Origin of the sequence: Prescottella equi, from assembly GCF_002094305.1 — a bacterium.
GTDB lineage: Bacteria > Actinomycetota > Actinomycetes > Mycobacteriales > Mycobacteriaceae > Prescottella > Prescottella equi.
Genome location: NZ_LWTX01000001.1, coordinates 515,633 through 538,389 on the forward strand (window position 1 = coordinate 515,633; position 22,757 = coordinate 538,389).

At 69.7% G+C, this 22,757-nt stretch carries 24 protein-coding genes; 18 read left to right on the top strand and 6 right to left on the bottom strand.

Going from position 1 to position 22,757, the window contains the following annotated elements; all coding sequences use genetic code 11:
- Nucleotides 1-97 precede the first annotated feature (97 nt).
- A complete protein-coding gene (gene cofC, locus A6I89_RS02580; RefSeq protein ID WP_013416602.1) occupies nt 98-814 on the bottom strand; it encodes a 2-phospho-L-lactate guanylyltransferase in 717 nt (238 codons plus the stop codon).
- 154 nt (nt 815-968) lie between these two features.
- Here cofC and A6I89_RS02585 point away from each other — a divergent pair, with 154 nt between their 5' ends.
- Complete coding sequence (locus A6I89_RS02585) at nt 969-1,967, top strand: NAD(P)H-dependent glycerol-3-phosphate dehydrogenase (protein WP_022596909.1); 999 nt, start codon at nt 969-971, stop codon at nt 1,965-1,967.
- An 81-nt stretch (nt 1,968-2,048) separates the two neighbouring features.
- Nucleotides 2,049-3,155: a D-alanine--D-alanine ligase family protein gene (locus tag A6I89_RS02590; protein ID WP_022596907.1), complete on the top strand. Its 1,107-nt coding sequence runs from the start codon at nt 2,049-2,051 to the stop codon at nt 3,153-3,155.
- A gap of 48 nt (nt 3,156-3,203) precedes the next feature.
- Here A6I89_RS02590 and A6I89_RS02595 read toward each other — a convergent pair whose 3' ends face one another.
- The gene (locus A6I89_RS02595; protein WP_005519040.1) at nt 3,204-3,791 is read right to left on the bottom strand and encodes a DUF3515 domain-containing protein; all 588 of its coding nucleotides are present in this window, start codon (nt 3,789-3,791) and stop codon (nt 3,204-3,206) included.
- A 1-nt stretch (nt 3,792) separates the two neighbouring features.
- Nucleotides 3,793-4,041, bottom strand: coding sequence for an Lrp/AsnC ligand binding domain-containing protein (locus tag A6I89_RS02600; protein WP_044991304.1), 249 nt, complete (start codon nt 4,039-4,041; stop codon nt 3,793-3,795).
- Between the two features lie 258 nt (nt 4,042-4,299).
- On the opposite strand from A6I89_RS02600, the gene A6I89_RS02605 reads away from it, so the two are divergent.
- From A6I89_RS02605 to A6I89_RS02620, 4 genes are read left to right on the top strand one after another with little or no spacing between them, the layout of a single operon-like run.
- Nucleotides 4,300-5,241, top strand: coding sequence for a thiamine-phosphate kinase (locus tag A6I89_RS02605; RefSeq protein ID WP_013416597.1), 942 nt, complete (start codon nt 4,300-4,302; stop codon nt 5,239-5,241).
- A 9-nt stretch (nt 5,242-5,250) separates the two neighbouring features.
- Nucleotides 5,251-5,772, top strand: a complete 522-nt coding sequence (locus tag A6I89_RS02610; RefSeq protein WP_005519043.1) for a gamma carbonic anhydrase family protein — start codon at nt 5,251-5,253, stop codon at nt 5,770-5,772.
- Entirely contained in the window at nt 5,772-6,449 is a 678-nt protein-coding gene (locus tag A6I89_RS02615; RefSeq protein ID WP_005519044.1) for a uracil-DNA glycosylase, read from the top strand. The genes A6I89_RS02610 and A6I89_RS02615 overlap by 1 nt, the downstream gene beginning before the upstream one ends.
- Before the next feature lie 25 nt (nt 6,450-6,474).
- A complete protein-coding gene (locus A6I89_RS02620) occupies nt 6,475-6,684 on the top strand; it encodes a hypothetical protein (protein WP_022596902.1) in 210 nt (69 codons plus the stop codon).
- A 27-nt stretch (nt 6,685-6,711) separates the two neighbouring features.
- On the opposite strand, the gene A6I89_RS02625 is transcribed toward A6I89_RS02620, so the two are convergent.
- A complete protein-coding gene (locus A6I89_RS02625) occupies nt 6,712-7,506 on the bottom strand; it encodes an enoyl-CoA hydratase/isomerase family protein (RefSeq protein ID WP_037086177.1) in 795 nt (264 codons plus the stop codon).
- Nucleotides 7,507-7,670: 164 nt separating this feature from the next.
- Nucleotides 7,671-7,862 carry a 50S ribosomal protein L28 gene (rpmB, locus tag A6I89_RS02630; RefSeq protein ID WP_005519049.1) on the bottom strand — a complete coding sequence of 64 codons (192 nt, stop codon included), beginning with the start codon at nt 7,860-7,862 and terminating at the stop codon, nt 7,671-7,673.
- A gap of 313 nt (nt 7,863-8,175) precedes the next feature.
- On the opposite strand from rpmB, the gene A6I89_RS02635 reads away from it, so the two are divergent.
- The 10 genes from A6I89_RS02635 (at nt 8,176) to mutM (ending at nt 20,281) form a co-directional block, all read left to right on the top strand.
- Nucleotides 8,176-9,825, top strand: a complete 1,650-nt coding sequence (locus A6I89_RS02635) for a DAK2 domain-containing protein (protein ID WP_022596900.1) — start codon at nt 8,176-8,178, stop codon at nt 9,823-9,825.
- Between the two features lie 40 nt (nt 9,826-9,865).
- Nucleotides 9,866-12,121 carry an ATP-dependent DNA helicase RecG gene (gene recG, locus A6I89_RS02640; protein WP_022596899.1) on the top strand — a complete coding sequence of 752 codons (2,256 nt, stop codon included), beginning with the start codon at nt 9,866-9,868 and terminating at the stop codon, nt 12,119-12,121.
- 209 nt (nt 12,122-12,330) lie between these two features.
- Nucleotides 12,331-15,738 (top strand): pyruvate carboxylase, encoded by a 3,408-nt coding sequence (locus A6I89_RS02645; protein WP_013416593.1) that lies wholly within the window; start codon nt 12,331-12,333, stop codon nt 15,736-15,738.
- Between the two features lie 27 nt (nt 15,739-15,765).
- Complete coding sequence (gene rsmD, locus A6I89_RS02650) at nt 15,766-16,332, top strand: 16S rRNA (guanine(966)-N(2))-methyltransferase RsmD (protein ID WP_041674318.1); 567 nt, start codon at nt 15,766-15,768, stop codon at nt 16,330-16,332.
- A complete protein-coding gene (gene coaD / locus A6I89_RS02655) occupies nt 16,329-16,823 on the top strand; it encodes a pantetheine-phosphate adenylyltransferase (RefSeq protein WP_005512078.1) in 495 nt (164 codons plus the stop codon). The genes rsmD and coaD overlap by 4 nt, the downstream gene beginning before the upstream one ends.
- A gap of 116 nt (nt 16,824-16,939) precedes the next feature.
- The gene (locus A6I89_RS02660) at nt 16,940-17,695 is read left to right on the top strand and encodes a DivIVA domain-containing protein (RefSeq protein WP_022596897.1); all 756 of its coding nucleotides are present in this window, start codon (nt 16,940-16,942) and stop codon (nt 17,693-17,695) included.
- A 156-nt stretch (nt 17,696-17,851) separates the two neighbouring features.
- Nucleotides 17,852-18,418: a YceD family protein gene (locus tag A6I89_RS02665; protein WP_005512080.1), complete on the top strand. Its 567-nt coding sequence runs from the start codon at nt 17,852-17,854 to the stop codon at nt 18,416-18,418.
- Nucleotides 18,419-18,420: 2 nt separating this feature from the next.
- Nucleotides 18,421-18,603 carry a 50S ribosomal protein L32 gene (rpmF, locus tag A6I89_RS02670; protein ID WP_005512081.1) on the top strand — a complete coding sequence of 61 codons (183 nt, stop codon included), beginning with the start codon at nt 18,421-18,423 and terminating at the stop codon, nt 18,601-18,603.
- Nucleotides 18,604-18,619: 16 nt separating this feature from the next.
- Nucleotides 18,620-19,390, top strand: a complete 771-nt coding sequence (gene rnc, locus A6I89_RS02675; protein ID WP_005512082.1) for a ribonuclease III — start codon at nt 18,620-18,622, stop codon at nt 19,388-19,390.
- Nucleotides 19,391-19,414: 24 nt separating this feature from the next.
- A complete protein-coding gene (mutM, locus tag A6I89_RS02680) occupies nt 19,415-20,281 on the top strand; it encodes a bifunctional DNA-formamidopyrimidine glycosylase/DNA-(apurinic or apyrimidinic site) lyase (RefSeq protein ID WP_022596895.1) in 867 nt (288 codons plus the stop codon).
- On the opposite strand, the gene pdxR is transcribed toward mutM, so the two are convergent.
- Nucleotides 20,217-21,689 carry a MocR-like pyridoxine biosynthesis transcription factor PdxR gene (pdxR, locus tag A6I89_RS02685; RefSeq protein WP_022596893.1) on the bottom strand — a complete coding sequence of 491 codons (1,473 nt, stop codon included), beginning with the start codon at nt 21,687-21,689 and terminating at the stop codon, nt 20,217-20,219. The two genes, mutM and pdxR, sit on opposite strands and share 65 nt — an antisense overlap.
- A 78-nt stretch (nt 21,690-21,767) precedes the next feature.
- On the opposite strand from pdxR, the gene A6I89_RS02690 reads away from it, so the two are divergent.
- Complete coding sequence (locus tag A6I89_RS02690; protein WP_022596892.1) at nt 21,768-22,427, top strand: pyridoxamine 5'-phosphate oxidase family protein; 660 nt, start codon at nt 21,768-21,770, stop codon at nt 22,425-22,427.
- Nucleotides 22,428-22,653: 226 nt separating this feature from the next.
- A complete protein-coding gene (gene kdpF / locus A6I89_RS02695) occupies nt 22,654-22,752 on the top strand; it encodes a K(+)-transporting ATPase subunit F (protein ID WP_060934553.1) in 99 nt (32 codons plus the stop codon).
- The last annotated feature ends 5 nt before the right edge of the window (nt 22,753-22,757 follow it).

Below are 22,757 nucleotides of genomic sequence, written 5' to 3' on the forward strand. Positions count from 1 at the left end.
CGGAGTCCGTGCGTCGCTCGAGTGCTCTCCCGTTGCTCACTCCACGATCATCCCTCGAGATTCGCAGGCAGGACAATCGATCACACGGAGTTCACAGCTATCGGAGTTGCCGGACACCCGGCGTACATCCGAGGCGGTCGAACACCGCCCGGGTCGCGGGGCCGAGGCCGAGGCGGGCTGCGGCGAACAGGTCGTCGAGGGTGTCGACGTCTTGGCGCAGTCCTGGCCAGGCCCCGTCGAGTACCCGCGCCCCCGACGCGATGTGGGCCCGTGCGGAGTCGGTCCCGAACCTCGGGTCGAGACGAGTGGACGGGCCGCAGGCGAACAGCGCCGAGGTTCCCGTGCCGGTGTGGTCCACGACGATCGAGCGTCCGCCGCGGCGGGCCTGTCCGAGTGCATCGAGCAGCTCGGCTGTCCGCAGGGCGGGCAGGTCGGCCTGCAGCGCCACCACGTCGATCGCGCCCCCGGCGGTGCCGAGCGCGCGTTCCGCGTCCGTGAGCGCCGCATTGAGCCCGGACTCGCCGATGGCGCGTCGGGCCGGATCCGGAAGGTGCCCGACGCCGCACTCGGCGGCGATCGACGCAACGACGGGGTCGGGGGTCACCACGGTCACGTCCGTGATGCGAGCCGGATCGGCCGTGTCGCGCGCGCCCACCAGGACGCTCAGCGTGTCCCGCAGCATCGCCACGACGAGGTCGGTCCGGTCCGAGGCCGACAGCGATTCCGCGAGGCGGGTCTTCGCGCGGCTGAGGTCCTTCACGGCGACGACGACATGGGTGTGCGCGGGCTGATCCGATCGGTGCGCACCCCTCATGTCGCCAATCTTGCCAGCCGCGCCGTCGACGCGGCGCGCCCGCCGACCGATCGGTGTGAGGGATATCGTGTTCGCAGGCAGTGAGCGGGCAGGTCGGCGGCGGAACGGTGTGGGCAGTGAACAACTCGGGTGAGCGCGGAGCGGAGGGGGCGGCGTGAGCAAGGCGGCGGTTCTGGGGGCGGGATCGTGGGGGACGGCGTTCGCGAAAGTGCTGGCCGACGCGGGAACCGACGTGACGCTGTGGGCCAGGCGAACCGAGATCGCCGACGCCGTCGTCAGCCGGCACGAGAACCCGGACTACCTGCCCGGGATCGCGCTGCCGCCGACGCTGTCGGCGACCGACGATCACGAGGAGGCTCTGGCGGGCGCGGACATCGTGGTCCTCGCCGTGCCGTCCCAGTCGCTGCGCGGAAATCTCGAGCGGTGGGCCGGTGCGGTCGGTCCGGACGCGACCCTGCTCAGCCTCGCGAAGGGCATCGAGAGCGTGACACTGCTCCGGATGAGCGAGGTCGTCTCACAGGTGGCGTCGGTGGACCCGACACGGGTGGCGGTGCTCTCGGGGCCCAATCTCGCGCGTGAGATCGCGCTCGGCCAGCCGGCCGCCACGGTCGTCGCGTGCACCGACGAGGCGCGCGCCCTCGCCGTCCAGAAAGCTTGCGCGACAAGTTATTTCCGGCCCTACACGAACACCGACGTGATCGGGTGTGAAATCGGTGGGGCCTGCAAGAACGTGATCGCGCTGGCGTGCGGCATGGCGTCCGGCATCGGGCTGGGGGAGAACACGATCGCGAGCCTGATCACCCGAGGACTCGCGGAGATCATCCGACTCGGAGTCGCATCGGGAGCCAACGCCGCGACGCTCGCGGGCCTGGCGGGCGTCGGCGACCTCGTGGCCACCTGCACGTCGCCGCTGTCCCGGAACCGGTCCTTCGGCGAGCGGCTGGGGCTCGGAGGGTCGCTCGAGAGCGCCCAGGCCGCGACCCACGGCCAGATCGCCGAAGGCGTGAAGTCGTGTACGTCGGTGCGCGCCCTGGCCGCTGCGAAGGGGGTCGAGATGCCGCTCACGGACGCCGTGCACCGGGTGTGCCACGAGGGCATGTCGGTTCACGACGCGGTCGGTATGTTGCTGGGGCGCCGCATCAAGCCCGAGTAGTTCCGGGCACTTCGGGCGGTATCGAATCGAGCTGTTCGGTCGGTTCGTGGCGAGGCCGCTCGCAACGGTACGGTTTGGGGCGTGAACAATCCGCGTACCAGGGTCGCCGTCGTCTTCGGTGGCCGCAGCAACGAGCATTCGGTGTCCTGTGTCTCCGCCGGCAGCGTCCTGAGGAACCTCGACCCGGATCGCTACGAAGTGGTACCGATCGGCATCACGACCGACGGCGCGTGGGTGCTGGGCTCGACCGATCCCGCGGACCTCGCGATCCGCGACCGGTCCATGCCGACCGTGGACGCGGACGGCAAGGCTCTCACCCTCACCGCGGACCCGACCCGTGCGGGTGCCGTCGTCGCTCTCGACGACAAGCAGGCCGGTCAGGCGCTCGCGTCGGTCGACGTCGTGTTCCCGGTCCTGCACGGTGCGTACGGCGAGGACGGCACCATCCAGGGCCTGCTCGAGCTGGCCGGCATTCCCTACGTCGGTCCCGGCGTCCTCGCCAGCGCGGCGGGCATGGACAAGGAGTTCACCAAGAAGCTGCTGGCGGCCGAGGGTCTGCCGGTCGGGTTCCAGGTGGTGCTCCGCCCGGGCACGTCGACCGTCACCGACGAGCAGAAGCAGCAGCTGGGGCTGCCGGTGTTCGTGAAGCCGGCCCGTGGCGGTTCGTCGATCGGCATCACGCGGGTGGCGGACTGGTCGCAGTTCGACGCCGCGGTGGCCGTCGCCCGCTCGCACGACCCCAAGGTGATCGTCGAGTCGGCGATCGTCGGGCGCGAGGTGGAATGCGGCGTCCTCGAATTCCCCGACGGTGACGTGCGGGCCAGCGTGGTCGCCGAGATCCGCATGCCCGACACCGACGGGGACGAGTCCGCGTTCTACGACTTCGACACCAAGTACCTCGACGACGTCTGCGAATTCGACGTTCCGGCCAAGCTCGACGACGACGTCAGCGAACAGATCCGCGCCCTCGCGGTCCGTGCCTTCCGCGCGCTGGACTGCCAGGGGCTGGCCCGCGTCGACTTCTTCGTCACTGCGGACGGACCCGTGATCAACGAGATCAACACGATGCCGGGCTTCACGTCGATCTCGATGTACCCGCGCATGTGGCAGGCGGCCGGTGTCCAGTACGAGACGCTCGTCTCGACGCTCGTCGACACGGCCGTGGCGCGCGGGACGGGGCTGCGCTGAGCTGAGCCGAGCGCCGCGGCGTCGGCCCCCCGGCCCGCGCGCGACCCGCTACGGGTTGGGGACCGGCGCGGGGTCGAGCGGCTTCTGCGGCAGTGCCTCGGAAACCGCAGCGGACGCGTCCTGCAGGGGCGTCGGGCCCGATCCGTTGGGCACGGTCAACGCGACGTACACGCCGCGGTCGACGGCGTACCACGTGCTGGCCTCGATGCCCTGCGAGGCGCCGGAGATCTCGAACCACTGGACGCCGTCGACGACGCTGAGCGGCGATGCCTGGTCGAACTCCGGGGGACGCGGCAGACCGCACCGCATCACGACGGGCTCGCCCTCGTCGGGCTGCCACGCGGCCGTCGCCTCGGGTGCAGGGTCGCGCAGTTCGGCGCGCGTGTAGTCGCCGAGGTTCTCGGGCAGGTCGTTCATCAACGTCGTGCATTCCGCGGACTGCGCGGCCGGCGCCTCCACGGGGCCGAGCCCGACATCTTCCTTCACGGGTGAACGCCCGGCGATCGCGGCGGCGACGATGACGCCGATGACGAGCGCGACGGGGAGGGCGACCGCGGTCGCGATCAGCGCGGGACTGCGCTTCTCGGACGGGTGCGGTTCGTTCTGATCGGTGGTGGGGTTCTCGGGTTCGGACATCTCAGTTCTCGGTCGGTGCGGCTGGCGCCGCGATCTGGCAGGTCAGGATGCGGGTGATCCCGCGGACCTTCTTCATGTCGTCGACGACGTCGGACAGCGCGGCCTCGGCGGGTGCGTCGACGCGGGCGATCACGTCGTACGGCCCCACCACGTCCTCGGCGGAATCGACGCCGGTGATCCGGGACAGCGTCGCCGCGATCGCCGCGGCCTTGCCGACCTCGGTCTGGATCAGTACGTAAGCCTGCACCACGGGTCCGTCCTTCCCGTCGTCGTGCGCCGTCGCCTCGGTAGAGTCGCGGAGACCCACGGGACTCCGGTCCCGGCGCCCCGCACCGGATGCCCGGCCGCACACTAAAAGGTACCGCAGTTGCGGGAGGCGAATCCCGGGACCGGGAGACCGCCGGCGCACACGAGTACGCACATCAGCATTGGGAGGCCCACCATCGAATCCTCGCGACCGCAGCAGGACGACGACGATCGCACCGTGGCGTCGGTGGGGGAGTTCGCGGTGATCGGGCGGGCCGTGGAACGACGCAGGCAACCGTCGACGACGCTGCTCGGGCCGGGCGACGACGCGGCCGTGGTGCGGATGCCGGACGGCCGGGCCGCGGTGTCGGCGGACATGCTCGTCGAACATCGGCACTTCCGGCTGGACTGGTCGACACCCGAGCAGGTGGGCCGAAAAGCGGTGGCCCAGAACGGTGCGGACATCGCCGCGATGGGAGGGCGTCCGACGGCGTTCCTCGTCTCGCTGGGCTGCCCGCCCGACACCCCACTCGCGGTTGCCGCGGGCATCTCGGACGGTCTCGGCAGTGCCGCGGAGGCTCTCGGCGCGGGTGTGGTCGGCGGCGATCTGGTGCAGGCCGACGAGGTCGTCGTGTCGGTGACGGTTCTCGGCGACCTCGAAGGCCGCAGTCCGGTGCTGCGCTCGGGTGCGCGAGAGGGCGACGTCGTCGCTGTCGCCGGGGCGCTCGGCCGGTCGGCTGCGGGACTGGCGTTGCTGCTCGCCGGCGTGGACCCGTCGGTTCCGGGTGCGGCGGAGTTGATCGACGCGCACCGGGTCCCCACACCGCCCTACGAGCAGGGCGTCGCGGCCGCGGTCGCCGGCGCGAGCGCGATGACCGACGTCTCCGACGGTCTCGTCGCCGACCTCGGCCACATCGCGGACGCGTCGGGCGTCGGGATCCGGATCGACCGGGGGCGGATCGACGCGTCCGCCGGTTTGCTCGATGCGGCGCGCGATCTCGGGCGGGATCCGTGGGAGTGGATCCTGACCGGTGGCGAGGACCACGCCCTGGCGGCGACGTTCCCGCCCGGAACGGTGCTTCCGGACGGCTGGTCGGCGATCGGCGAGGTGGTCTCCGGCGTGGACGCCGACGGCGGCAGGGTGCTGGTCGACGGGCATCCGTGGACGGTGTCCGGTGGCTGGCAGAGCTTCGACGCGGGATAGGTTGCACGCATGGCTATCTACGCACTCGGTGATCGCGAACCGGACATCGCACCGGACGCCTACGTCCATCCCGACGCCGTCGTGATCGGCGCCGTGACCCTCGGGCCGGGCGCCTCGATCTGGCCGCAGGCGGTGCTGCGCGGCGACTACGGCACGATCAGCGTCGGCGCCGGCACCAACATCCAGGACGGCACCGTCGTCCACTGCACGTCGATCGACGCGACCGTCATCGGCGCCGGCTGCGTGGTCGGGCACAACGCCCACATCGAGGGGGCGCAGATCGGCGACAACTGCCTCATCGCGTCCGGCGCCGTCGTGCTGAACGGCTCGACGGTGGGTGCCGGATCGGTGGTCGGGGCGGGCGCCGTCGTGCCGTTCAAATTCGAGGTGCCGCCGCGCAGCATGGCGCTCGGTGTGCCGGCCAAGGTGCGCGAGGGCTACGAGGTTCCCGAGGGTCACCTCGAACTCAACGTGAAGCTGTACGCGGCGAATGCCGCGTTCTACCGCGACGCGCTGCGCAGGCTCGACTGATGGCGGCAAAGGCGCTGACGGACCTGATCGACCCCGGGTGGGCGAAGGCCCTCGCACCGGTCGAGGGCCGGATCGCCGAGATGGGCGACTTCCTGCGCGCCGAGATCGCCGCCGGACGACAGTACCTCCCGAGTGGTGAGAACGTGCTGCGCGCGTTCACGCATCCCTTCGAGGACGTGCGTGTCCTCATCGTCGGTCAGGATCCGTACCCGACGCCCGGACATGCTGTGGGCCTGAGCTTCTCGGTGGCGCCGGACGTCCGGCCGGTGCCGCGGAGCCTGAACAACATCTTCGCCGAGTACAGCCGGGACCTCGGGTACCCGACGCCGTCGAACGGCGACCTGACGCCCTGGACCGAGAACGGTGTGCTGTTGCTGAACAGGGTGCTGACCGTCGCGCCGGGGGAGGCCGGGTCGCACCGCCGGAAGGGCTGGGAGGCGGTCACGGAACAGGCGATCCGCGCGCTCGTGGAGCGGCAGTCGCCGATGGTCGCGATCCTGTGGGGGCGTGACGCTGCCACACTGAAGCCGATGCTCGGCGACGTTCCCACGATCGAGTCGGCGCACCCGTCGCCGCTGTCGGCGTCCCGGGGCTTCTTCGGGTCGCGGCCGTTCAGTCGCGCCAACGAGTTGCTCGCCGAACTCGGTGCGAACCAGGTGGATTGGCGTCTGCCCTGACGCCTCGGTGTCGATAGGGTGGCGGGTGCGCGAGGAGAGCGACACCGACGAGGACCGGCTGCGTTTCCTCGACTCGTTCGGGCTCGAGGCCGTCACGGTGTACCACTCGGGGGACTTCGGGGTGGACCTCTCGGACGACCGGGGTCTGTTCGAACAGGCCTTCATGGCCGGCTACTGGCCGAAGGTGCACTTCCGTGCGGACCGGACCCCGGTCGCCGTGACCGTGGAGGCCTGACGAGCGACCGGGATCCGCGGTTCCCGCTTACGCGTTGCGCACCGACGAGAAGTCGGGGCGACGCTTCTCGACGAACGCGTCGACACCCTCGCGGCCGGTGGGACCGTCGGCTGCGGCGGAGATCGACGCGGTCTCGGCGTCGAGCTGCTCGGACAGCGAGTTGGCCCGGCTGCTCGCGAAGAGCTTCTTGATCCCGGCGTAGGACGCGGTCGGGCCGGCCGCGAGCGTTCGTGCCACACGCAGGGCTTCGTCCTGCACCTGGTCGTCTTCGACGATCCGGCTGAGCAGGCCGAGACGCACGGACTCCTCGCCGTTCAGGACGGCGTCGGTGAGCAGGATCTCCCGTGCACGCGACGCACCGACGATGCGCGGCAGCGTCCACGACATGCCGCCGTCCGGTGTGAAGCCGATGGACGGGTACGCAGGACGCAGCTTGGTCGAGGTGCCACCGATCGCGATGTCCGCGAGGCACACGATGCTCATGCCGGCACCGGCAGCCCAGCCGTGGACCGCCGCGACGACCGGGACCGTGGTGTCGTCGAGCGCGCGCACGAACTCGTGGAACGCGGTCGCGATCTCGCCGACGAACTCGCCGCGACGCTCGGCCGAGGCGAAAGCCCGAACGTTGCCTCCGGCGCAGAAGTTCGCGCCGTCACCGACGAGAAGCACCGCGCCCACGTCGCTGCCGGCCGCGCGCAGTGCGGCAGTCGCCTCGGTGATTCCGTCGATGTCGAGGGAGGTTCCGTTCGCGGCAGTTGCCACGGCCACGCGGAGGACGCCGTCCTCGATCCGGACATTGCTGGGTGCTTCTGTTGCAGTCACGTGGAGCACACTAGCCGCTCGATCGGGCCGGTCCGGTAGTCCGGTCCCATCCACCGCGACGGTCACGAGCAGCCGGGAGCCCCTCCGGACGAGCCGCGAAAACGACTGAGCCCCCGACACCGAGGTGTCGGGGGCTCAGTCGAAGAACTGTGCTGTGAGCGGAATCAGCCGCGCACGACCTTGCCGGCCTTCAGGCAAGAGGTGCAGACGTTCAGCTTCTTGGTGTTGCCGGGGGCAACCTGAGCACGAACGGGCTGGATGTTCGGGTTCCAGCGACGGTTGGTACGCCGGTGCGAGTGCGAGACCGACTTACCGAAGCCGGGCCCCTTGGCGCATACGTCGCAGACGGCAGCCATAGTCGCGAACTCCTTGTGATAGTCAAACATTGTCTTGTTCTTGCCTACGAACACGCGAAGTGGAACGACCCGTGCGAGGCAACCCTGCAAGGGTAACCGCATCCGCATGGATTGGCCAAATCATCGGGCCCGAGGCGAACTACAGTGCGGTTCGGGCCGTGTCGAAGACTGGAATGACGGTACAGGTTGCGCGTGGGCCGCGTTCGAGGGGTACGTCGGATGCCCCCGCTAGGCTGGCGGTCTGGGACGGCTGGGCGGGTAGTGGCCCCGTCCCGCTGCTGGTGTGGCCGATGCGCGGAGAGGACGAACACGGGTGCTCGAGGTCCTGGAGGCGGTCGACGGCTCCGCTCTGTACCGATGGGCCGACGCGTGCGTCACCGGCATCGAGAAGCGCTGCGACGAGATCAACGATCTCAATGTCTTCCCCGTCCCGGACGCGGACACCGGAACGAATCTGCTCGCAACGATGCGCGCAGCGGTCCGGGCCGCCGCACCACTGTCCGCGGACGGGCGCGGGGCCGACGCGTCCGCCGTGGCCCGGGCGCTCGCGCGCGGGGCGGTGACGGGCGCGCGCGGAAACTCGGGTGCGATTCTCTCCCAGGTGCTGCGGGGGGTCGCCGAGTCCACGAAGTCGGACAGGCTCGACGCCGACACCTTCCGTTCGGCGCTGCGGCACGCATCGGATCTGGCTCTCGAGGCTGTCAGCGTCCCGATGGAGGGAACCATCGTCACGGTGCTCGCGGCCGCCGCCGACGCGGTGGCCGCGGAGGCCGCGGGCGCTCCGCTTGCGCGGCTGTCGGCGGTGGCCGCGGATGCGGCGGCCGAGGCGCTGCTCCGGACTCCGTCGCAGCTCGCCGTGCTCGGTGCGGCCGGCGTGGTCGACGCCGGTGGCCGGGGTCTGGTCGTCATCCTCGACGCCCTGGTCGAGGTGATCTGCGGTGTGCCCCCGGCTCGGGAGGCCTTCCTGGCGCCGGCCGGCGAGGGTGCGGCGACCGGCGCGGAGCACGTGTGCGGCCCCGCGCACCTCGGCCACGAGGTCGCCGGCCAGGACTACGAGGTGATGTACCTCGTCGCCGAATCGGACGAGGCACGCATCGCGGATCTGCGTGGTCGGCTCTGTTCCCTGGGGGATTCCGTCGTGATCGTCGGTGACGGTTCGGACGAGATGCCCACGTGGTCGGTCCACGTGCACTGCAGCGACGCGGGAGCCGCCGTCGAGGCCGGACTCGAGGCCGGGCGCCTGCACAGCGTTCGCATCACGTGTTTCGTGCTCGACGCTGCCCGCGCCGACGTCCCGGACCCCGCCACCCCACGCGCGGTGCTGTCCGTGGTGGAGGGGCCGGGCGCGGCGGAACTGTTCGAGCAGGAGGGCGCGCGGGTACTGCGGTCCGACGGCGCCGTCACCCCCGAGCAGTTGCTCGCGGCCATCCGGGGCACCGGCCGCCGCGAGGTCGTGGTGCTGCCGAACGGCGCGTTGCCGGCCCAGGACCTGATCGCGGTGGGCGCGCGGGCCCGCGCCGATGCGCGCGACGTCGTCTTCCTGCCCAGCTCGTCGATGGTGCAGGCACTCGCGGCGCTCGCCGTGCACGACGCCGAGCGGCTGGCGGTCGACGACGCGTTCGCGATGTCGGAAGCGGCGGCGGCCACCCGCTGGGGTTCGCTTCGGGTCGCGGAGGAACGCGCCCTCACCTACGTCGGGACGTGCGAACCGGGGGACGGACTGGGCCTCGTCGGGCACGAGGTCGTGGTGATCGAACGGGACGTCGTGGCCGCCGGATGCCGGCTCGTCGACCTCGTTCTGGGGGCCGGCGGCGAGCTCGTGACGGTGCTCCTGGGTGCGCAGGCGAGCGAGGGTCTGGGGGAGCGGGTCGCGGACTACATCACGTCCCGCCATCCGGGGGTCGAGGTGATGGTCTACCGGGGTGGGCAGAGCCGCGATCTGTTGCAGTTCGGCGTCGAGTAGAAGGCGAGTCGATAGTGAGCACGGCGACGGGACACCCGACATGGCGACGCTGACGGATCGCCTCGACCACCTGCTGGGGGCGAAGACGGCCGACGCGCTCGTCGAGGCGTTCGACATCCGCACGGTCGAGGACCTGCTGCGGCACTACCCCCACCGGTACGCCGCACAGGGGCGGGAACTGACGGAGAAGGAGCCGGAGGAGGGTTCGCACGTCACGATCATCGCCCGAGTCGTCAAGGCCGACGTCGTGAACATGAAGAGCCGCCGCGGCCAGATGCTCAAGGTGGTGCTCGCGGCCGAGTCGCAGAGCGTCGACGTCACGTTCTTCAACCCGCACAAGGTCAAGCACGCTGTGCGTGTCGGTGTCCGGGCGATGTTCTCCGGCACCGTGAAGTACTTCCGCAACAAGTGGAGCCTGACGCATCCGAGCTACCTGATCCTGCCCGAGCCGGCGGAGGGCGAGGATCCGGTGGTGTCCATGGCACACGTGCAGGGGGCGGGTTCCCTCGTCGGAATGGCGCGCGCCACGCAGGATTCCGGTTCCGGCGTCGACATGTCGATCTTCGACCGCGAGCTGATCCCGCTGTACCCGGCGACGCGGGAGGTGGAGAGCTGGACGATCCTCCGTGGCGTGCGTCAGGTGCTCGATCAGCTCGACACAGTCGAGGATCCGCTGCCGGACGCGGTGCGTGGGGAACAAGGCTTGATCGGGCTCGACGAGGCCCTGCGCCTGGTGCACCTACCCGAGACCCGCGACGACATCGGCCGTGCGCAGGAGCGTCTGCGATTCGACGAGGCGGCGGCACTGCAGTTGGTGCTCGCGCAGCGCCGACGGGACATCGCGGCGCGGGTGGCGCCGCAGTGCCCGCCGAAGCCGGACGGAATGGCTGCCGCATTCGACGAGATGCTGCCGTTCGAGCTCACCGAGGGGCAGAAGGAGGTGGCCGAGGAGATTTCGGCCGATCTCGCCCGCCGGCACCCGATGAACCGCCTGTTGCAGGGTGAGGTGGGTTCCGGCAAGACGATCGTGGCGCTCCGGGCGATGCTGCAGGCCGTCGATGCCGGATACCAGTGCGCACTGCTCGCCCCCACGGAAGTGCTTGCGGCGCAGCATGCCCGGTCGCTGCGGGAGATGCTCGGGCCGCTCGGCGCTGCCGGTGAGCTGGGGGCCGTGGACGTGGCGACCAAGGTGACGCTCCTGACGGGGTCGATGTCGACCAAGGCGCGTCGGGCAGCGCTCCTGGACATCGTGACCGGTGATTCGGGGATCGTCATCGGCACACACGCGCTGATTCAGGACAACGTGGAGTTCTTCGACCTCGGCTTCGTCGTGGTCGACGAGCAGCACCGCTTCGGTGTCGAGCAGCGCGACGAGCTGCGCAAGCGAGCCAAGGAGGGGCTCAGCCCGCACCTGCTGGTGATGACCGCGACGCCGATTCCCCGCACGATCGCGATGACGGTGCTCGGCGATCTCGAGACGTCGACGCTGCGGCAGCTGCCGCAGGGGCGCGCGCCCATCGTGAGCAAGGTCGTGGCGGCACGGCAGACCCCGCAGTGGGTCGCCCGGGCGTGGGAGCGGATCCGGGAGGAGGTTGCCGACGGACGGCAGGCGTACGTGGTGTGCTCGCGGATCGGTGACGGCGACAGCGATGCCGAACTGATCAAGGCCGGCAAGGAGCCGCCGGAGACGAAGTCGGCCGTCGATCTCTTCGACGAACTGCGGTCGGGGCCCATGCACGATCTGCGGCTCGGACTCTTGCACGGGCGGCTGCCGTCCGACGAGAAGGACGCGGTGATGCGCGACTTCACGGCCGGTGCGATCGACGTCCTCATCTGCACCACGGTGGTGGAGGTGGGTGTCAACGTCCCCAACGCGACCGTCATGGTGTTGGTCGACGCGGATCGGTTCGGCGTCAGCCAGCTTCATCAGCTGCGCGGCCGGGTGGGTCGAGGCAGCCATCAGGGACTGTGCATCCTCATCACCGACATGATGCCGGGGTCGCCGGCGTTCGAGCGGCTGACCGCCGTCGCCGGGACCAACGACGGCTTCGAACTCGCCCAGCTCGATCTGCGCCAGCGTCGAGAGGGCGATGTCCTCGGCTCGGCCCAGTCGGGCAGCGCGACGACGTTGCGGTTGCTGTCCCTGCTCGAGCACGAGGACGTGATCGCGTCGGCGCAGGAGTTCGCCCGCGGTGTCGTCGACGACGACCCGGATCTGTCCCGCCACCCCGGTCTGGCGGCGATGGTGGCGGCCGCGCTCGATTCCGAGAGGATCGAATTTCTGGAGAAGTCCTAGAAGTTTCCGGGTGCCCTCCCGGCCCTCCGGATCCGGTGTCGGAGGCCGAGCACGGCCACCGAGTACGGCCTGTGCAGGGCACTTCTTCTCCGGTTTGCAAACTTGCCAATTTCGCATGTCAGAGCAGCTGTTTGTGAAGCTTGCGAAGCGTTCCGCATCATGGGACGCCCCGCTCACGGCACGCCGCGCGGCAAGGTACTTTGCTTCCCATGTTCACCAAAGTCCTCGTCGCCAACCGCGGCGAAATCGCCATCCGCGCGTTCCGTGCCGCCTACGAACTGGGTGCCGGGACCGTTGCGGTGTTCCCGTACGAAGACCGCAACTCGGTGCACCGCCTGAAGGCGGACGAGGCGTACCAGATCGGTGAGGTCGGTCATCCGGTCCGCGCGTACCTCTCGGTCGAAGAGATCATTGCGGCGGCCGAGCGTGCCGGTGCGGACGCGATCTACCCCGGCTACGGCTTCCTGTCCGAGAACCCGGACCTGGCCGCGGCGTGCGAAGCGAACGGCATCACGTTCGTGGGCCCGTCAGCCGAGGTACTCGAGCTGACCGGCAACAAGGCGCGTGCGATCGCGGCCGCGAAGGCAGCGGGCCTGCCGGTGCTGGCATCGTCGGAGCCCTCGTCGGACGTCGAGGCGTTGCTCGCGGCCTCCGAGGACATGGAGTTCCCCGTCTTCGTCAAGGCCGTCGCCGGCGGCGGCGGACGCGGTATGCGCCGGGTCGCCGAGCGTGCGCAACTGCGGGAGGCGATCGAGGCGGCCTCGCGAGAGGCCGAGTCGGCGTTCGGTGATCCGACGGTGTTCCTCGAACAGGCCGTCGTCGACCCGCGTCACATCGAGGTACAGATCCTCGCCGACGGCGAGGGCAACGTCATCCACCTGTTCGAGCGCGACTGCTCGCTGCAGCGACGGCACCAGAAGGTGATCGAGCTCGCGCCGGCCCCCAATCTCGATCCCGCACTGCGAGATCGGATCTGCGCCGACGCGGTCGCGTTCGCCAAGCAGATCGGTTACCGCTGCGCGGGCACGGTCGAGTTCCTCCTCGACACCCGCGGCAACCACGTCTTCATCGAGATGAACCCGCGAATCCAGGTGGAGCACACGGTCACCGAGGAGATCACCGACGTCGATCTGGTGCAGGCGCAGCTGCGCATCGCGTCGGGCGAGACGCTGGCCGATCTCGGTCTGGCGCAGGACAAGATCACGATCCGCGGCGCCGCACTGCAGTGCCGCATCACGACCGAGGACCCCGCCAACGGATTCCGCCCCGACACCGGTCGGATCACCGCGTACCGCACCCCGGGTGGCGCGGGCGTGCGCTTGGACGGCGGCGCGAACCTGGGCGCAGAGGTCGGCGCCCACTTCGACTCGATGCTCGTCAAGCTGACCTGCCGTGGTCGCGACCTCGAGGCCGCCGTCGCCCGCGCCCGCCGCGCCGTCACGGAGTTCCGCATCCGCGGTGTCTCCACGAACATCCCGTTCCTGCAGGCGGTTCTGGACGACCCCGACTTCCGTGCGGGACGCGTGACGACGTCGTTCATCGAGCAGCGGCCCGAGTTGCTGACGCTGCGCAGCTCGGCCGACCGTGGCACCAAGATCCTCAACTACCTGGCCGACGTGACGGTCAACAAGCCGCACGGCGAGCGTCCGACCGCGGTGTACCCGCACGACAAGCTCCCCAAGGTCGACCTCGGTGTCGCCCCGCCGGACGGGTCGCGCCAGAAGCTGCTCGCGCTCGGACCCGAGGGATTCGCGAAGGCACTGCGCGAGCAGAAGGCGCTCGCGGTCACCGACACCACGTTCCGCGACGCGCACCAGTCGCTGCTCGCCACCCGGGTGCGCACGTCCGGACTGCTGGACGTCGCCGGTCACGTCGCGCGGATGACGCCCGAACTGCTCTCGATCGAGGCGTGGGGCGGAGCGACCTACGACGTGGCGCTGCGCTTCCTGCACGAGGATCCCTGGTACCGGCTCGCGGCGCTGCGCGAGGCCGTACCGAACATCAACCTGCAGATGCTGCTGCGCGGCCGTAACACCGTCGGCTACACCCCGTACCCGGAGAAGGTCACCCGCGCGTTCGTGCAGGAGGCCGCCGACACCGGCATCGACATCTTCCGGATCTTCGACGCGCTCAACAACGTCGACCAGATGCGTCCCGCGATCGAGGCGGTCCGCGAGACCGGCACCACGGTCGCCGAGGTCGCGATGTCGTACACCGGCGACCTGGCGAACCCGGACGAGAAGCTCTACACCCTCGACTACTACCTGCGTCTGGCGGAGGAGATCGTCGAGGCGGGCGCCCACATCCTCGCGATCAAGGACATGGCCGGTCTGCTGCGTGCCCCCGCCGCCACCAAGCTCGTGACCGCACTGCGCTCCAACTTCGACCTGCCGGTGCATGTGCACACCCACGACACCCCCGGCGGCCAGCTCGCGACCTACCTCGCCGCGTGGCACGCCGGAGCGGACGCCGTCGACGGTGCCTCGGCGCCGCTGTCGGGCACCACCAGCCAGCCCGCGCTGTCGGCGATCGTCGCCGCCGCCGCGCACAGCGAGTTCGACACCGGCATCGACCTGCAGGCCGTGTGCGATCTCGAGCCCTACTGGGAAGCGCTGCGAAAGGTGTACGCGCCGTTCGAGTCCGGCATCCCCGCCCCCACCGGTCGCGTCTACACCCACGAGATTCCGGGCGGTCAGCTGTCGAACCTGCGTCAGCAGGCCATCGCCCTCGGTCTCGGCGACCGCTTCGAGGAGGTCGAGGCGAAGTACGCCGCCGCCGACCGGATGCTTGGCCGCCTGGTCAAGGTGACGCCGTCGTCGAAGGTGGTCGGCGACCTCGCGTTGCACCTCGTGGGATCGAACGTCCCCGCCGACGAATTCGCCTCGGATCCCGCCCGATTCGACATCCCGGATTCGGTGGTCGGGTTCCTGCGCGGCGAACTCGGCACCCCTCCCGGCGGGTGGCCCGAGCCGTTCCGCAGCAAGGCGCTCGAGGGTCGCGGTGCCGCGAAGCCCGAGGTGCAGCTCACGCCCGAGGACGAGAAGGGACTGTCCGGATCGTCCAAGGAACGGCAGGCCACCCTCAACCGGTTGATGTTCCCCGGCCCGGCGAGGGAGTTCGAGGAGCACCGCGACAAGTACGGCGACACCTCGCAGCTGTCGGCCAACCAGTTCTTCTACGGCCTGCGCCGCGGCGAGGAACACCGGGTCAAGCTCGGCAAGGGCGTCGAGCTGCTCATCGGGCTCGAGGCGATCTCCGAACCCGACGAGCGCGGCTACCGCACCGTCATGTGCATCCTCAACGGCCAGTTGCGTCCGGTGTCGGTGCGCGACCGCTCCATCGCGAGCGAGGTGCCCGCGGCGGAGAAGGCCGACCGGAACAACCCCGGCCACGTCGCCGCCCCGTTCGCGGGTGCGGTCACCCTGGTCGTGACCGAGGGCCAGCAGGTCTCGGCCGGTGACACCGTTGCCACGATCGAGGCCATGAAGATGGAGGCCGCGATCACAGCGCCGCGCAGCGGTATCGTCTCGCGAGTTGCTATCGCCGGCGCCTCGCAGGTCGAGGGTGGCGATCTCCTGGCGGTCGTCTCGACGCGGGAGACAACCGGCAACGAGTGACCGTGGGCGAGTGAACAGGACTGCAGTGTGACAAGAATCGTCGCCGGCCGTGCCGGAGGCAGGCGTTTGAAGGTGCCCGCGAGCGGGACCCGCCCGACGTCCGAACGAGTCCGCGAGGCCCTGTTCAGTTCGCTCGACAGCCGCATCGACCTCGAGGGCGCCGCCGTGCTCGACCTGTACGCGGGTTCCGGCGCCCTCGGGCTCGAGGCGCTCTCGCGGGGCGCCGCTCACGTGCTGCTGGTCGAGTCGGACGCGAAGGCCGCCGCCGTCGTCAAGCAGAACGTGGCGGCGGTCGGCCTGAGCGGTGCGGTCGTTCGCACGGCCCCCGTCGCAGCCGTCGTGGGCGGTGCGGCCGAGCGCGAATTCGACGTGGTGCTGGCCGATCCGCCGTACGCCGTGACAGAGGAGGCGGTGACCTCCGTGCTCTCTGATCTCGTCGCGCACGGCTGGGTGGGGGAGGGCTCGATCGTGGTCGTCGAGCGCTCCTCCCGCTCGCCCGAGACCACGTGGCCCGACGGCATGCGCCCGGAGCGGACCAAGCGTTACGGCGAGACCCGGATCGAGGTCGCCACCTGCTACGGTCTGGACTCATGACTGGCGCCGTCTGCCCCGGATCCTTCGACCCCGTGACCAATGGCCACCTCGACGTGATCGGACGTGCTGCGGCACTGTTCGACGAGGTGGTCGTCACCGTGATGATCAACAAGAGCAAGCGCGGTCTGTTCAGCGTCGAGGAACGCATCGAGATGCTCGAGGACGCCACCGGCGACCTGCCGAACGTGCGGGTCGCGTCGTGGCACGGGCTGCTGGTGGATTATGCCAAGTCGCAAGGGATCTCGGCGATCGTCAAGGGCCTGCGCGGTGCCAACGACTTCGACTACGAGCTGCAGATGGCGCAGATGAACCAGAAGCTGTCGGGAGTCGACACGCTCTTCATCCCCACCAACCCCACGTACAGCTACCTCTCCAGTTCGCTGGTCAAGGAGGTCGCGACGTTCGGTGGCGACGTGGCGGACATGGTCCCGGAGAAGGTGCACGCGCGGCTCGTGGCGCGGCTCGCCGAGCGGGCCCAGGAGAAGGGCTGACGAAGGACTGACGAACTCCTTCGTCCGACACACCGGCGCCGCGGCGGCGGGTGTGCGGGGTCTGGGGCAAACTGTCTTTCAGCACCAGCGATGGCATTCGACGATTGGGGTTGTGCGTGTACCGGGTATTCGAGGCACTCGACGAGCTTGTCGCGATCGTCGAGGAGGCGCGTGGAGTTCCGATGACCGCGGGGTGCGTCGTACCGCGTGGCGACGTCCTCGAACTGCTCGACGACGTCCGGGATGCGATTCCCGGTGAACTCGACGACGCGCAGGACGTGCTCGATCATCGCGACAAGCTGGTCGGCGACGCCCGCCAGAGTTCCGAGCAGATGGTGACGACGGCCAACGCGCAGGCGCACCAGACGATCACCGAGGCTCGCGAGGACGCGGACCGAATTCTCGCCGACGCCAAGGCACAGGCCGATCGCATGGTCGCCGAGGCGCGCTCGCATGCCGAGCAGTTGGTCCACGAGGCACGCGCCGAGGCCGACGCGACGGTCGCCGAGGGTCAGCGCGAGTACGACTCGCTGACCGGGCGCGCGCGGGCCGAGTCGGACCGCATGATCGAGTCCGGCAAGGCCTCGTACGAGCGCTCCGTCGCGGACGGCATCGCCGAGCAGGAGCGACTGGTGTCGCAGGCCGAGGTGGTCCAGGCCGCCAACGCGGAGTCGGCGCGCGTGATCGACGCCGCCCATGCCGAGTCGGATCGACTGCGCTCGGAATGCGACCTGTACGTCGACACCAAGCTCGCGGAGTTCGAGGACTTCCTGAACGGCACCATCCGGTCCGTGGGGCGTGGTCGCCAGCAGTTACGGACGGGGACCGGGGTGCCGGACTACGACGCCGGCTACGGCGACCGCCGCCGCTAGAAGGCCCCGGATCGGCGGCCGATCGACTGCCGATTTCGCCTCTCCGGGTTACATCGCGTACCGTGGAGTGGTTGCCCTACCCTGTGCTTCCTGAAAGAGATTCCGGTGTCATCCCATCATCGCAGTGCCTCACGTCCCGCCCGGGACGAGGGTTTCGTGCTGGATACGCTCTCGCTGGGCCGTCGGCCCGGTTCGATGCGTACGGTGTCACGGGTTGTCCCGGCTCCTTCCCGGATCGGTCTCGACATGGTCGCGATCGAAGAGGGTGCGGACGTGACTTTCGATCTGCGGCTCGAGTCGGTGTCCGAGGGTGTCCTCGTCACCGGCTCCGTCAGTGCGGACATCGTGGGCGAGTGCTCGCGGTGCCTCGAGCCGTTCACCGATTCGGTGAACCTCTACCTCACGGAGCTGTTCGCGTACCCGGACAGCGCCACCGAGGAGACCACCGAGGAGGACGAGGTCTACCGGGTCGTGGACGACGAGATCGACCTCGAACCGGTGATCGTCGATGCGGTCGGACTGGAGCTTCCGCTCCAGCCGTTGTGCAGCGACGACTGTGAGGGATTGTGTCCCGAATGTGGCATTCGCCTGGCGATTGCGGAATCCGGGCACGGTCATGAAATAATGGATCCTCGCTGGGCTGGGCTCGCAGCCAAATTCGGTGCAGGATCCGACGCCAGCAATGCAACTGCTGATGCCAGCAAGATCAACGAGGAGAAGTAGACGTGGCTGTTCCCAAGCGCAGAATGTCGCGGTCCAACACGAGGTCGCGACGGAGCCAGTGGAAGACCACTGCGCCCACCCTCATCACCTGCCCGAACCGTGCGTGCGGCGAGAAGACGCTGCCCCACGTTGCGTGCCCGTCGTGCGGCACCTACAAGGGCCGTCAGGTTACCGCAGCGGTCTAGTCTGCTAAGTCGCGCTGTGACCAGCAAAAAAAGCAATACAGCTTACGCCGGCGGCGAGGAAGATCACGGATCTCTCCTCGCCGCCCTTGGCGTGCCTCTGACGGAGGATCTGCTGACGCTCGCGTTGACCCATCGCTCGTACGCGTACGAGCACGGCGGGTTGCCGACCAACGAGCGCCTCGAGTTCCTCGGTGACTCGGTCCTGGGACTGACAATCACCGAGCGCCTCTACACGGCCCACCCCGAGAAGTCCGAGGGTGAGCTCGCGAAGATCCGCGCCAGCATCGTCAACATGCACGCCCTCGCGGAGGTGGCGCGCGGTCTGGGGCCCGGTGGTCTCGGTGCGCACCTGCTCCTCGGCAAGGGCGAGGAGATGACGGGTGGCCGCGACAAGCCGAGCATCCTGGCCGACGGCATGGAGTCGCTCCTCGGTGCGATCCACCTCGAGCACGGAATCGACACTGCCCGACGGGTGGTGCTCGATCTGTTCGCCGATCTGCTCTCGCGTGCCCCGAAACTCGGTGCCGGCCTGGACTGGAAGACCAGCCTCCAGGAACTGACCGCCGAACGTGGCATCGGAGTCCCGTCGTACGAGATCACCGCGACCGGTCCCGACCACGACAAGGAGTTCACCGCGACGGTCGTCGTCGGTGGCGATGCTTTCGGTGTCGGTGTGGGCAGGTCGAAGAAGGAAGCCGAGCAGAAGGCCGCCAGCACCGCGTGGAGCGCGCTGTCCGAGGCTGCGCAGTCGGTCGTCCTTCCCGACGACACCGTCGTCGAGTCCTGACCCGGCACAGGTCGAGGGCGTAGCGTGCCGGAGCTTCCCGAGGTCGAGGTGGTCCGACGGGGTCTCGAGGCCCACGTCGTCGGGCACAACATCGCCGACGTCGAGGTTCTGCATCCGCGTGCCGTACGCCGGCATCTGCCGGGCTCTCTCGACCTCGCCGGTCGACTCGAGGGCCAGACCGTGGTGGGGGCCGAGCGCCGAGGCAAGTATCTGTGGCTCGTCCTCGAACCGAGCTCGGTTGCGATCGTCGTCCATCTGGGAATGAGCGGGCAGATGCTCGTGCAGGATCCGACGGTGCCCGACGAGAAGCATCTCCGGATCCGGGCGCGCCTGGAGTCCGGCATCGACCTCCGTTTCGTCGACCAACGGACCTTCGGTGGATGGGCGCTGGCCGACCTCGTCACCGTCGACGGCACCGTCGTGCCGGACTCGGTCGCGCACATCGCCCGCGATCCGCTCGATCCGCGTTTCGATCCCGATCTCGTCGTGAAGGCATTGCGCGCCAAGCACACCGAGATCAAGCGCGCCCTCCTCGACCAGACCGTGGTGTCCGGCGTCGGCAACATCTACGCCGACGAGGCCTTGTGGCGGGCCGAGATTCACGGCAACCGTCCCACCGACAAGCTGAGTGGCCCGCGGCTGCGAGTCCTGCTCGACGCGGCCCGAGACGTGATGACCGAGGCTCTCGACCAGGGCGGCACGTCGTTCGATGCGTTGTACGTCAACGTGAACGGCCAGTCCGGCTACTTCGACCGGTCCCTCAACGCCTACGGGCAGGAGAACCTGCCGTGCCGACGCTGCGGGGCGCCGATCCGGCGCGAGAAGTTCATGAACCGCTCGTCGTACAGCTGTCCGAAGTGTCAGCCGCGGCCGCGGCTCGTTCGCGGATGACCTCGGCGATCGTCGTCGCGGCCGCGGATGCCTTCGATTCCGGCAACTGCGCGTAGCCGCACAGCAGTCCGCGCGGTCCGGCCTCGGACACCCGATACTTGGCCAGTGCCGGTACCTTCACGCCGCGGCGGGTGATCTCGGTGGCGATCGCGACGTCGTCGGCGCCGTCGGGAAGGCGTAGCGCTACATGCAGTCCCGCCTCGACTCCGAGGGGCTGCACGCCCGGCAGGTGCGTCCGCAATGCGTCGACGAACGCCTGCCGCCGGGCCGCGTACGTGCGTGACGACCGGGCGAGGTGCCTGGTGAGCGAACCCGACTCGACGAACCTGGCGACGGCGTCCGCCGTGACGGCGCAGGCGGTCTCGCCGCTCGCCGCGAGTGCGTCGTGCACGCGGGGCAGCAGGTCGGCCGGGGGCACGAGCCACGCCAAGCGCAGGGACGGCGAGAGGATCTTCGACACGGTGCCGACGTACGCCACCCGTTCACGTCCGCCCTCGATTGCGCGCAGAGCAGGCAGTGTCGGTACGCCGTAACGGAATTCGCCATCGTAGTCGTCCTCGATGACCAGCCGTCCGGCGGTCGAGGCGCTGGCGAGGAGGGCGGCTCGCCGGGCCGCGGAGAGTCGCGAGCCCATCGGGTACTGGTGTGCCGGAGTGCAGTAGACCGCGGCGTCGGTGGCGCGTAGGGCCGCAGGATCGATCCCGTCCTGGTCGACGGTTACCGGTCGGATGTCGGCGCCCGCGGCCGCGAGCGCGACCCGGGCTTTCGCGTAACCGGGATCCTCGAACGCGATCGGCTTGCCGGGCAGGTCTGCCGCGGCGACAAGGGCTCTCAGGGCGGCGAGCGCGCCGGGCACGACGACGATCTCGTCGGGTTCTGCCACGATGCCGCGAGTGCGCCGGAGGTGCACCGCGAGCGCCTCACGCAGTCGCCGATGGCCACCGGGCCCGGGTGGGATGTTCGGCACCGGCCCCGCCGTGGCCGCGCGCCACGCGGATCGCCAGTCGCGAGGAAGGATCAGGTCCGTATCCGGGTAGCCGGGCGACAGGTCGAGGGCGACGGCGGGGCGGACGGTGCGGGGCGACGACGCCGTGCCCTCCGCCGGGGTCACGTGCGGGGTCACACCGGCGTGCGCCGCGACGTCGGCGCCCAGCGCGATCCGGGTGCCGGATCCCGCACGCGAGTCGACGAAACCCGCGGCCGCCAATTCGTCGTACGCGTCGACCACCGCGGAACGGGACACACCCAGTTCGACGGCGAGGACCCGGCTGGCCGGCAGGAGATCGCCGGGCCGGAGCGCGCCGCTCCGCAGCGCCGCGACCACTGCTCCGGCGATCCGCTGTCGGAGCGGTTCACCTGTGTCGGGCAGCGTGAGGTGCAGGGTCGACGCACGAGGGGTCCGGGCCATCCGTGCACCATACTGGTCTGGCTGATCGGACGATTCCGGACCTGGTCGGGGCGCCACTATCGACCCACAGTTGTCGGTATGACCATCACACCGCCGCTGTGCGGCATCGGACGACTGCCCGAACGCTCCCGCGAGTCCCGCGCCGACCTGGACTCGGTGCTCGACGCCTGCGCCGTCGGCACGCTTGCCACCGTCGTCGATGGGCTGCCCTGGACGGTGCCGATGCTCTACGCCCGGGTCGGAGACCGGATACTGCTGCACGGTTCGACAGGGGCCGGCGCGCTGCGCCATGTCGCGTCCGGTGCGCCCGCATCGCTGTGTGTCACGCTTCTCGACGGAATCGTCGTGGCCGACAACCTCTTCAACTCCTCCGCCAACTACCGCTCTGCGGTCGTGCACGGCAACCTGACGCCGCTGCGCCGAGAAGAGGCGGAGTGCGCGCTCGTCCAACTGTCGGACGCGCTCATCCCGGACCGCAGCACCGAGGTGCGTGCGTCGACCCGCAAGGAACTGGCCGCGACCCTCACGATCGCACTGCCGATCGAGCCCGGCCGCTGGACGGTCAAGGTGCGGGACGCCCCGCCGAGCGAGGGTGACCGGGATCCGGGGGTGTGGGCGGGGGTGGTGCCGATGCGAACCGTTGCGGGCGAACCGATCCGCGCCCCGTGGGTGTCCGACGACGTACCGGTGCCGGCGTCGGTACGGGCGCTCTCGAAGCCCGGACGGAGCGGCGCGTAAAGATCGCGTCAACGCGATCAGTCGGTGGTGTCAGCGATGCGTAAGGGCAGCGCATCCGGGCGCAGAACGGGGGCACGCTCCGCAGTGGGCGTCGAGATACGACGCTGCGGTTTTCGAGGAAGACGAAGAGGAACGTCATGGCTGATTTGGCCTACGTCGGGTTGATCATCGGAGTGTTCGCCGTCTGTGCGCTGGTGCTGCGTGGTCTGCAGACGAGGAGCGTCCGGTGACGGTCGCCGGGACGGTCGGTGTCGCCGTCGTCGTGATCGCCGCCGCGCTGGTGATCTACCTGCTCATCGCGCTCCTGAACCCTGAGCGGTTCTAGTCCTC